Consider the following 1,527-nt stretch of genomic DNA (forward strand, 5'->3'; position numbering starts at 1 on the left):
AGGAGGTGTAGGGATGGGAGGAGAAAAAATAGAAGAAATTAATATTTCAGAAAAAAAACAAAAAACATTAAAAGAACAACTTTACGATGCTCATTTAATAAATTCTGTTATGCTTTCGGATTTATTGGAAATTGAGTTAAGAAGAGTTCACGGCGGATTAGTTCCGCATGCGAATAAAGAAATAATTGAACTCGGAAATTTGGTAAATGATAGCGTCATTACTTTTCTGAAAATCGAACAACAATACAATCATCCAAAAAATTATGAGCTAACGATATAAAAGTGAAAGCAGTAATAGCATCATCTTCATTTGTATAATCATATAACTTTAAGTTGTGAGCTTTAGGGTTTCTATATAAGTAAACAATAGTGCTGATTAACGATCGCATTCCTTTGTATTCACTTTTTTCAGTTTCGGTAATCAATAAATTTCCGTTAATAATTATGCATGGGTCTTTTATTTTGAAAATTTCATCAACTAAAGTGTTTCCGTCTAATTTTGAATTCGTCATAGTTCGTAATCGTTCAATTAATCCTTTACTAGCTTCAAACACAGCATGGAAGTAGTTTTCGTTGAATAATTCTTGGCGACAGTACTTTATCGTTTCTTTGTGAATATTTTTATCTTCTAAGCGAGAAGAAAATGTTTTTAACCGTTTTTGAGCATCAGAAAAACTTTCAACTGGTTTAGATTTTTGAATTTTACCAGAGTCATTAATTTCAAAGCCATAAAACATAAGTTGAGCATTAACGTTGGCTTTAATTGAATTCCATGTTTCGGGATTATGAATGAAATTTTGTGGGCTTAATGTATATTCAATAACTTTAAAGAGAGGTTTAGAACTTTTTGAACTCTTGCATTCATAAAGTACAGTTTCATTTATTCTTTTCCATTTTGTAGAAGTATACATACGATTTTCCGATTTATCAAAATCAATCAATCCTAAAAATTGAAACATATCTGATATTTTGCTACCAGTTAATATTTCACCAATAATTTTTGAAATATTAGTTATAAGTATATTGTCTATTGGTTTTGACATTTCGCACCACCAGTTTTTAAAACAATTATACCGAAAAAATAAAAGAAAGGAAGTGATAACTTGAATGAAATAACGTTATCAACAGACATTAATGTAATAACTGCTGAAATCAATTCATACAAGCAGATTGCAGGTCAATCAATTTGGGAAATAGGCAGACGTTTAATTCATGTAAAAGAGAATGATTTATCGCATGGAGAGTTTATGGACTGGTATCAGTCAATTGGTTTAGATAAAGATTTTGCGAGTAAATCAATGACTATAGCCAAAGAGTTGCCAAATTTCGAAACGTTGCGAAATATAGGAACAACAGCTCTACATTTAATCGCCACATTACCCGAAGATGAAAAACAAGAACAGCTTGAGCGTGTTGAAAATGGCGATAATCCAACGGTACGTGAATTACAAGATATCAAACGTCAATTAAAACAACGTGATGATGAACTTGCTGACCGTGACAAACGAATTAATCAGTTATCTAAGG

3 protein-coding genes are annotated in these 1,527 nt (G+C 30.8%); 2 read left to right on the forward strand and 1 reads right to left on the reverse strand.

Translation table 11 applies throughout. From position 1 onward, the window contains the following. A partial coding sequence (locus tag HOY35_RS13315; RefSeq protein ID WP_213173282.1) for a hypothetical protein occupies positions 1 to 280 on the forward strand: 280 nt, incomplete at its 5' end. Here HOY35_RS13315 and HOY35_RS13320 read toward each other — a convergent pair. Continuing rightward, the gene (locus HOY35_RS13320; RefSeq protein WP_172214589.1) at positions 219 to 1,043 is read right to left on the reverse strand and encodes a TIGR02391 family protein; all 825 of its coding nucleotides are present in this window, start codon (positions 1,041 to 1,043) and stop codon (positions 219 to 221) included. The genes HOY35_RS13315 and HOY35_RS13320 overlap by 62 nt on opposite strands. 60 nt (positions 1,044 to 1,103) lie before the next feature. Between HOY35_RS13320 and HOY35_RS13325 the strand changes: the two genes are divergently transcribed. After that, positions 1,104 to 1,527 (forward strand): DUF3102 domain-containing protein (locus HOY35_RS13325; protein WP_172214591.1); only part of this gene is annotated, 424 nt, incomplete at its 3' end.

Origin of the sequence: Enterococcus sp. MMGLQ5-1, assembly GCF_013155265.1 — a bacterium.
Classification (GTDB): domain Bacteria; phylum Bacillota; class Bacilli; order Lactobacillales; family Streptococcaceae; genus MMGLQ5-1.

What these genes read in the sequence shown, in the direction of transcription:
- HOY35_RS13320 (WP_172214589.1), bottom strand. Translation starts at nt 1,043, where the DNA reads ATGTCAAAACCAATAGACAATATACTTATAACTAATATTTCAAAAATT.